The sequence below is a fragment of the Frankia gtarii genome (genome assembly GCF_025403375.1).
Lineage (GTDB): Bacteria > Actinomycetota > Actinomycetes > Frankiales > Frankiaceae > Frankia > Frankia gtarii.
Genome location: NZ_JAMPTM010000288.1, coordinates 1 through 8263, shown reverse-complemented (window position 1 = coordinate 8263; position 8263 = coordinate 1). Strand labels below are relative to the sequence as shown.

The window sequence follows — 8263 nt, the reverse complement described above, 5'->3', positions numbered from 1 at the left end:
CCCGCTGCCCGACGCCGCCCAGGCCGACCCCGACCGCCCGCCGGTGTGGCCGGGCGACGATCCGGGCGACGACGCTGCGGCCGGTCCCGATTCGGCGGGCCCGCAGGACGAGCAGGCCGAGGCCGCCTACCGGGACTGGCTGCCCGGCTGGCGGATCTGGGCGACCCGCGCCCGCGCCGACGCCGAGCGCCGCGCCCTGCACAACACCCTGCATGCTGTCGCCGCCCGGGTGGCGCAGGAGGGCGACGCGCTGGAACTGGTGCTGGCCACCGGCCTGCTCACCTGGCAGCCACCCGACGGCCCGCTCATCCGCGAGCATCTGCTGTCCACCCGGGTGACCTGCGAGATCGACCCGGTCAGCTCGGACATCCGGGTGCGGGTGCCGGCGGGCGGGACCACCCGGCTGGGCGACGGCCCGCTGCTCGACGGCCTCGCCGGATTCCGCCGCGAACGGACCAACCACCTGCACGAACGCCTGCACAACCGGCCGCCGGCCCCACTCGGCGCGCACGAGGCGCGGTTGCTGCGGGACTGGCTGACCCTGGCCCTGGACGTGCCGGTGGACGGCTTCGAGCCGCAGGACCAACCGCCACCGCCACCGGACGGCGCGACCCGCCCCCGCGTGACCTACGCCCCAGCTCTCGTGCTGCGCGTACGTGACCAGGCCTCGCTGCTGACCTACTACGAGCGGATGCTGGCGACGCTGCGCGGTGACGGGCCGCCGCCGCTGGGCCTGGTCCAGCTCGTCGCGACCCTGGACGCCGCCGAACGGCTCGCCTGGCTTGAGGCCGAGGGCGCGACGAGCGGTGCCGAGCTCGGCGTCGACCCGCTGCTGCCGCTGCCGGCCAGCCCCGAGCAGGCCCGCGTGCTCGAGCGGCTGCGCCACGACAACGGCGTCGTCGTCGAGGGGCCGCCCGGCACCGGCAAGACCCACACGATCGCGAACCTGATCTCCGCGCTGCTCGCAGAGGGTCAACGCGTCCTCGTCACCAGCCAGAAGGCGCAGGCCCTGCGGGTGCTGCGGGAGAAGCTGCCGCCCGAGCTGCAGCGGCTGTGCGTGTCGTTCACCGACGCCGAGGATGCGTCGGTCCCCACCGGCGGGGCAGGCCTCGGCGGGCTGGGCAGCCCGGTGGGCTCGCCCGAGCTCGCCGCCAGTGTGAGCGCGCTGGCCGCGGAGAAGGCGGTCTACCATCCCGAGGCACTCGACCGCCGGATCGAGCAGGCCGCGCGGCGGCGGGCCGAGGCGCTGCGCGCCCGCGCCGAGCTCGCCGATCGGGCCCGCAGCGCGCGGGTCGCCGAACGCGTCGTGCACCCGGACAGCGAGGTCGGCGCGGCGGGCTGGGGCGGGACCCGGGCGAGCATCGCCGCCCGGGTGCGCGCCGGTGGCGAGGCCCACGGCTGGTTCCCGCCGCCCGCGCCGCCCGCCGGATCCGACGGCGAGCGGCGCGCACCGCTGACCGACGCCGAGGCGGTGGAGCTGTACTCCTTGCTGAGCACGGCTTCGAAGGATGCGGCGCTGCCAGCGGACCGGGCGGACGTCCCGGTACGCGCGGTGCCGCCGATCCTGGCCGCGGAACGCTTCGCCGCGCTGGTGACCGCGGACCGCATGGCCCGGCAGACGGCCGAGGCGGCCCGAGCCGGGGTCGCCACCGCCGCGGCCCGCGGCTTCCTGGACGAGGTCGCCGCGGCCGGATCGTCTCCGACCGGCCCCCTGCGGACGGCGGTGACCGCGCTCGTCCGCGCCCTCGACGACCTGACCGCACATGGCGCCCGTGGGCCGGCGCGGGAGTGGATCCCCGCCGCGCTCGACGATGCCCTGGCCGGGCGGGACCGCCTGCTGTGGGCCAAGGTGAGCGCCGCCGCGCCGCTCATCGCCGAGGCGGCCCGGCATGTCGACGACCTCGGCCTGCACTCCGTGGCGTTACCCTCCGCCACCACCGCCCCGACGGATCCGGCCCGCGCCACGGGCGGACCCCACGAGGACGGACACCGCGAGGACGGACACCGCGAGGACGGACACCGCGAGGACGGACACCGCGAGGGTGAACCCGGCGACGCCGAGCGGGCCGCCGACCTCGATCCCGCCGCGCTGCTCCCCCGCGCCGAGGCTCTGCGCGCCCACCTGGACGGTGGCGCCGAACTGCGCCGGCGCTTCCGGCCGAAGGTGCAGCGGGAGGCTGACGCGCTGCTGCGGCAGGTGACCGTCGACGGGGTCGCGCCGACCACCCCGGAGCTGCTCGACCTCGTCCTGACCCGGCTTCGGGCGGAACTCGCCGTCGAGGCGGCTGGCCGTGGCTGGACCCTGGTGGGTCGCCCGCCGAGGCCCGGCGATCCGCTAGAGGTCCGACTGTCCTGGCTGCTCGAGGGGCAGCAGGCCATCGAGGGAATCGACGCGGTCGTGGCCGCGCGGGACCGGGTCGTCGCCCTCGCCGCCGAGGTGGCGCCCGGGAGCCCGGTCGCGATCGACTCGGCCGCGAACGTGCGGGATCTGGCCGCGGCGATGGCCGCGCTCGAACCGATGGCGGCCGCGGCCGTCGCCGACCGGGCGCTGACCGACCTCGCCGACGGGTACGACCGGCTCGCCACCGACCCCGACACCCCGGCCGCGGTGGCCGCCGAGCTCGGGGCCGTGGCCGCCGCGGCCGCAGCCCGCGACGCCGGCGCCTACGCCGTCGCCCGCGCCGCGCTCGACGCCGCGGTAGCCCGGAGGCAGGCCGCCGCCCGGCGCGCCGAGCTGCACGGCCGGCTGCGCGCGGCCCATCCTGCGCTGGCGGATCTCCTGGCCGCCGCCGCGATCGCGGGACCAGCCCGGCCCGACCGCGGCCCAGGCGACGCGCGCTCGCGCCAGGACGGCGGCGGCGATCCCTGGCCGGCCCGGCTGGAGGTGTTCTCGGCCGCGTGGGCCTGGGCCGTTGCGGCAAGCTGGCTGGCCCGCACCCGGTGTCCGGACGGCCCTGCGAACATCGACGGCGCGTCGCCTGTCGACCTGGACGCCCGGTTGGACGCGGCCGAGGACGTCCTCGCCGCGGCCACCGCGGAGCTGGCCGGGGCGAAGGCATGGAAGCACTGCCTGGAACGGATGGGCGCCGAGCAGTCCGCCGCGCTGCGCGCCTACGCCGACACCGTCGCCGCCGGCGGCACCCTGGCCGGTCGGCACGCCGAGCGCTACCGGCAGGCCGCCCGGGAGGCGATGGAGATCGCCCAGACGGCGGTGCCGGCCTGGGTGATGCCGATCCGGGAGGTGCTCTCGACGATCCCCGCGGTCCGCGACAGCTTCGACGTCGTCATCGTCGACGAGGGCAGCCAGGCCGGACTCGACAGTCTGTTCCTGCTGTGGCTGGCGCCCCGCGTGATCGTCGTCGGCGACGACCGCCAGTGCACCCCGCCGGTCGACCCCGCGCAGGAGCTCGACCCGGTCCTCGACCGGCTCGACGCCCTGCTGCCGGACGTGCCGGCCTGGCTGCGCGTCGGCTTCACCCCGCGGTCCAGCCTGTTCAGCCTGCTGCGGACCCGCTTCGGCGAGGTGATCAGGCTGCGGGAGCACTTCCGCTGCATGCCCGAGATCATCGAATGGTCGTCGGCGATGTTCTACCGGGATGCGCCGCTGCTGCCGCTGCGCCAGTTCGGCGCGGACCGGCTGACGCCGCTGGTCGCCCGGTTCGTCCCGCACGGGTTCACCACGGCCACCCCGGCGGGGCCGCGCAATCCGGCCGAGGCCGAGGCACTCGTCGCGCAGGTCCTGGCCTGCGCCGAGGACCCGCGTTATGCCGGGCTCAGCTTCGGGGTGGTGGTCACCCAGGGCACCGCGCAGGCCACGCTGATCCGCGACCGGCTCGCCGAACGGATGTCGGCAGCCGAGCACCTGCGTCGCCGGCTACGGGTGGGCACTCCGGCCGACTTCCAGGGCGACGAGCGTGACGTCGTGTTCCTGTCGCTGGTCGTCGCGCCGGGCGACCAACCAGTCCCGCTGACCCGGCTGGAGTACCAGCGGCGGTTCAACGTCGCAGCCTCCCGGGCGCGCGACCAGGTCTGGCTGTTCCACTCGGTGGCGCCGGCCGACCTCGACCACCAGGACCTGCGCCACAGCTACCTCAGCTACGTGCTGTCCGCGGCGCGCCCGGCCGTGCCGCTGCCTGGAGTGACGCCGCCTGGAGTGACGTCGCCTGGAGTGACGCCGCCCGGGGTGACGACGCCCGGGGTGACGCCGCCGCTCGCCGAGGTCGCCACGGACCGCCCCCATCCGGCCTTCGGCTCCCTGTTCGAGCAGCGGGTGTTCCGCCACCTCGCCGGCCGCGGCTACCTCGTCACGCCCCAGGTGGAGGTCAACGGCCGGCGAGTCGACCTGGTCGTGACGGGCGGGCGGGCACGGTTCGCGGTCGAGTGCGACGGCGACGTCGGCCCCGGGCCCGCGGAGATCGCCCGCGAGTTCGACCGGGAACGGGAGCTGCGCCGGGCGGGGTGGCGGTTCTGGCGGGTCCGCCAGTCGGACTTCGAACTCGACCCGGAGGCGGCGCTGGCCTCGCTGTGGCCACGGCTGGCGGCTGCCGGAATCGCTCCGATCCCGGCCGAGCGGGACAGCGTCGACGGCCGGGCGGCGCCGGGCGGCCCGGCCGCCGTCCGCGGGCCGGTCCGGGCCGGCGCGGACGAGCTGCTGCACCGTTGGCGCCCGATCGCGCTCTCCGAGCTGGAGGGCCTCGACGACGCGCCGACGCCGGCCGAACGGCACGATCCGGCCGGTGCCCGGCGCTTCCCGGGCACCGGCGTCTCGGCCGGCTGATCATCGGCTGCTGCCGGCCGAGCCGAGAATGGTCAGGGCGGCGGCCCGCCGACCCCGCTGACCCCGCTGACCCCGTCGGGCTTGGAATGCGCGGACTCGGAACGCTCGCCCACCGGTTGCGCGGTCCCGCCGGGCGGGTCGATCGACCCGGAATCGGGCTCGATGTCGTCGTGGCCTCCGTCGCTGCTGTCACCCGCGTCGGCGGCGCCGACGATGCGGGCGAACGGCGGCCGGTGCAGCCGGGGCTTCGCCGCCGCCGGCTCGGCGAAGTCCGACCGGTGGATGCGGCAGAACGCGCCCGGCGCCCCGGAGCCCAGCCGGCACACCCCGATATCCGCCGCCGCCGTCAGGTAGGCCAGCGCCTCGGCGCGTTCGAGCCCGATCCGGCTCTGCAGGAACAGCACCGCCGAACGGGTCGCGCGGCGGATCGCCTCGGTCAGGTCGGCGTCGAGGCCCATGGTGACCCACATGGCGTCGGTCTCGATGAACGGCTCACGCAGCGCGCCGAGGGCGGCTCGGGCGGCCGTCTCCCGTAGCGCCGTCAGGCGCAGGGTCGCGCGCAGCGGGCCCTCCAGGGCCGTCCCGCCGATCTTCCCGTCGCCGAGGGCGTAGTGCGGGTCGCCGACGGCGAACAGCGCGCCCCCGACCTGGACGGGCAGGTAGAGCCGGGCGCCGGTGCCGAGATCGCGGCAGTCCAGGGCGCCGCCGTGCGGGCCGGCCGCGGTGGACGCGATGACCTCGGTGGTACTGTCCACCGCGACCGCCATGACGCCCAGGAACGGAGCCAGCGGGAAGCGGGCCCGTCCGCCGCTCGTGCTGGTCAGCGAGCCGAAGAGGCGGCCGCGGCGGCGTTCGACGGCGCAGAAGGTGGTGACGGTGCGAAAGCGCTGCCAGTGCCGGGCGTCGGCGTCCGGCTCGGGTGGTTCGCCCTCCGGAAACTCCCCGGCGAGCAGGCCGGCGCCGTGGCGAGTGGAGACGATCCCGTACCGGGCCCGCGGGTGCAGCGACAGGACATCGACGCGCAGCACGTCCCCGGGCTGGGCGCCGCGGACGAGCACCGGCCCGGTCACGATGTGCGGGGCGTCCACGCCGAACCGGTGCGGCAGGCCGGAGGCGGCGATCGCCCGGGCGTCGGCAAGGACCTCCGAGGGCGGCACGCCGAGGTTGGCGAGGAACGCGTCGGGGTCACGTCCCTGGTCGCCGAGGATCCCCTCCGAGCTGACCGTGTCGAAGGTGACCGTGGCGCCGGAGTCGACACTGAGCACGGGCCTGGTCAGTGCGTTGGGCAGCTCGCCCCATGTGACGGTCTCGGGGGTGGAGGGCAGGTAGTGCTTCCCCTCGATCTTGCCCCGTCCCGGCTGCAGCGCCACAGGCGGACCTACCGGCCCCGCCGCCGGGCGAATGGGCCCCCACCGGGACGAATCGCCTGGACGCGCGGTCGGCCGGCCCCTGGCGTCCCGGTGGGCCGGACATGGCATACGGAGCGACAGGACTGGTCAGGCACGCGCGTCAGATTTCCAGTGAGATATGACGGGAAGGTGACGTGGATGTTGCGGTTACGGTCATTCCGTCGGCAGAGGTGTGCTGGGCCGGTGAATATGGAATCCGTCGGTCCCCCGAGGCCGTCAGGCGTGCGGCTCCACCACTTCGGTGCTACTGCCTGCGATGTCATAGTCACCCCTGCCCGCGGCGCGGGGGTGCCATGACCGCGACGTTGCGGGATCTCGGCGAGTTCGAGCTGATCCGCGCGATCACCGCCCGCTTCGCCCGCGGCCGGGATGTGCTCGTCGGCCCGGGGGATGACGCCGCGGTGCTGGCCGCGCCGGACGCCCGGGTGGTCGTCACCACCGACCTGCTGCTGGAGGGTCGCCACTTCCGGCGGGACTGGTCGTCGGGTGTGGACGTCGGGCACAAGGCCGCGGCGCAGAACCTTGCGGACGTGGCGGCGATGGGCGCCCGGCCGACCGGGCTGTTCGTCGGCTTCGCCGCGCCCGGTGACCTCACCGTCGACTGGGCTCTGGCGCTGGCCGACGGGCTCGCCGCCGAATGCGCTTCGGCCGGGGCCAGCGTCGCCGGCGGCGACATCAGCTCGGCCGACGCCATCATGCTGGGGGTGACCGCCCTCGGCGATCTCGAGGGTCGGGCTCCGGTGCTGCGCTCGGGGGCCCGACCGGGCGACATGGTCGTGCTCGCCGGCTCCGTCGGCCGAGCCGAGGCGGGCCTGGCCCTGCTCACCGCGGGACGCGGCCACGACGCCGACGTGGATGCCGGCTGGGCGGAGCTGGTCGCGGCACACCGCCGTCCCCGACCGCCCTATCCGTTGGGCCCGGCGCTCGCCGCGGCGGGCGCGCACGCCATGTGCGACGTCTCGGATGGCCTGGTTCAGGATCTCGGCCACATCGCCGCCGCCTCGCAGGTGCGGATCGATCTCGACCTCGCCGCCCTGACCAACCTGGCCGCCGACGGGCCGCTGCGGTCGGCCGCGGCCGAGCTGGGGGCGGATCCGCTGGACTGGGTGCTCACCGGTGGTGAGGACCACGCGCTCGTCGCCTGCCTGCCGCCGTCGGCGGTCATCCCCGCGGGCTGCGAACAGATCGGCCTGGTGCTGCCCGGCGCCGGCGTGACCCTGGCCGGGCAGCCGGCCGTCGGGCGCGGAGGATGGAATCACTTCGCCTGACCGCGGGCCCGACGGCTCAACGGCCTGGCCGGACAAACACGTCCAAACAGCAGAATCGCCCCGGCGGATCGGCCGGGCGAACTGCATGACGCGAACCAAGTAGACGCCGGCCCGCCAGGTCGCCTCACGGGCGTAGGTCGCTCGAAGCGACTTTTATTGGGTCCGGGGGCCATGATGCGGGCCGGCGACACTGAGCTTAACGGATGGACGGCTCCGGGTGTTCCCCGCCGCGGAAGCGGACGAACGACTCGGATCGGTCGAAGCGATTACCGAGGCGCCGGTGGACCACCCTCCGCGCCTGGCCGGCCAACCGAACATCGGCCGCACGGACAGCGGGATGGCATCAATTCGGCACGCACCGTGCCTGTGACCAGACCGGGCAGGGCCGCTCCTGCCCTGGGTGTCCAGAGCGGGTAGCCTGAGCAGACGGTGGCAGAAGGGCCTTTCGGAGGCCGTGAAGTGAGACCGTGGATAGAGGCGAATGGCCCCGTGACAGCACCGACGGTTCCTGCGTCAGGACCTGACTTCGGACCTAATGAATGGCTGGTCTTCGAGATCTACCAGCAGTTCCTCGAAGATCCACAAAGCGTGTCGCCGGAGTGGCAGGAGTTCCTCTCCGACTACCAACCCACCGCGCCGCCGGCCAGCTCCGGCACGGACACGCGCGCTGAGGTGGTGGCACCGAGTGGCACCTCGCCCGGCGGTGAGGCCTCTCACACGGCGCCGCCCACGGCGAAGCCTACCCCGCCTGCGGCTCCGGCGTCCGTGCCCACTCCGGCCCCGCCCGCGCAGCCCGCCGCGGCGGCACC

The 8263-nt window shown here is 75.5% G+C and carries 4 protein-coding genes; 3 read left to right on the top strand and 1 reads right to left on the bottom strand.

Translation table 11 applies throughout. The annotated features are described in order from the left end of the window. Positions 1-4777: PDDEXK-like endonuclease domain-containing protein (locus NBZ83_RS27145; RefSeq protein ID WP_261576050.1), on the top strand; the 4777-nt coding region annotated here is incomplete at its 5' end. Positions 4778-4809: 32 nt separating this feature from the next. On the opposite strand, the gene NBZ83_RS27140 is transcribed toward NBZ83_RS27145, so the two are convergent. Further along, positions 4810-6147 (bottom strand): acetamidase/formamidase family protein, encoded by a 1338-nt coding sequence (locus NBZ83_RS27140; RefSeq protein ID WP_261564747.1) that lies wholly within the window; start codon positions 6145-6147, stop codon positions 4810-4812. 332 nt (positions 6148-6479) lie between these two features. On the opposite strand from NBZ83_RS27140, the gene NBZ83_RS27135 reads away from it, so the two are divergent. Together NBZ83_RS27135 and NBZ83_RS27130 are read left to right on the top strand one after the other, a co-directional pair. After that, positions 6480-7454 (top strand): thiamine-phosphate kinase, encoded by a 975-nt coding sequence (locus tag NBZ83_RS27135; protein ID WP_261564749.1) that lies wholly within the window; start codon positions 6480-6482, stop codon positions 7452-7454. Between the two features lie 429 nt (positions 7455-7883). Further along, the coding region (locus NBZ83_RS27130) for a 2-oxoglutarate dehydrogenase E1 subunit family protein (RefSeq protein WP_308203831.1) at positions 7884-8263 on the top strand (380 nt) is incomplete at its 3' end.

Excerpts from the sequence above, each read along its gene's own strand:
- NBZ83_RS27135 (WP_261564749.1), top strand. The coding sequence starts at position 6,480 with ATGACCGCGACGTTGCGGGATCTCGGCGAGTTCGAGCTGATCCGCGCG.